General features: G+C 75.8%; 1 protein-coding gene and 1 pseudogene. Both read right to left on the bottom strand.

Translation table 11 applies throughout. The features are described from left to right. Positions 1 to 563 (bottom strand): DUF5691 domain-containing protein (locus MBTS_RS23380; RefSeq protein ID WP_483403781.1); only part of this gene is annotated, 563 nt, incomplete at its 3' end. Beyond that, a pseudogene (locus MBTS_RS23375) lies at positions 563 to 818 on the bottom strand (SWIM zinc finger family protein); the annotation flags it as partial. The gene MBTS_RS23380 and the pseudogene MBTS_RS23375, both read right to left, overlap by 1 nt.

Here is an 818-nt window from a genome sequence, read left to right as displayed (position 1 = left end):
CCCGCCGGATCGCGCCGGCGGAAGTCGGCGAAGGCGGCGTGGCGCTCGGCGGGGCTCTCCTCCGGGCCGTCCGGGGCCGGAGTCGCCGCCTCGGCGCCTCGGGCGGAACAGGCCGCTTCCAGCCAGGCGAGCTCCTCGCCCGCGACCGCGTCGATGATCTCTTCCCACTCGCGCCGGTAGGGCGCGAGGGCCGGAAGCAGCCAGGGCGGCGCGCGCATCCCTGCTGCCGCGGCGAGCTCACACCACTCCTTCAGGCGGCCCCGCGCCTCTGTGCCCCCGGCGAGGAGCAGCCCGAGCCGCGCCGCCGCCGCAGGCGGGCAGGGCCGGCCCTTCGCCTCGTAGGGGGGCGCCGGCGTGAAGGCGTCGGGCGGAAAGCCGCTGCCGGCGAGATGGTGGATGCCCGCGACCGCGACCCGCGCCAGCAGGGCCATGCCCGGCTCCGCGCGCGGAAGCACGCCGGCGACCGTCTCGAGGTCGGCGGGGGCGGGAGAGCTGTCGGCCCCCAGCAGGACGGAGACGAGGGCCGACTCCCAATCGTCGGGGGCGGATGCGTCGAGGCTCATCAGGCCGCCCTCACCAGGATCGGCCGGGAATCCTGGGCGGGAACGGCGTAGAGGTGGCCGTCGGCCACCATGGCCAGGGGCGTGAGCGCGAACCCGTCATAGAGCCCGAAAAGATCGACAGGGCCGCCCGCCGCCACCGCCATCAGAGGGGGGAAATGTGCGGAATCGGCGAGGGTGAAACAGCCGGTGGCGTCACCCGCGCCCATGGCGCCATCCGCGAGATGTCCGAGGCGCAGGCCGGACAGCCTGACCGGC

Source organism: Methylobacterium bullatum (genome assembly GCF_014845095.1).
GTDB lineage: Bacteria > Pseudomonadota > Alphaproteobacteria > Rhizobiales > Beijerinckiaceae > Methylobacterium > Methylobacterium bullatum.
Note: the sequence above shows the minus strand (reverse complement) of the source record. Positions and strands in the feature narration are given on the sequence as shown.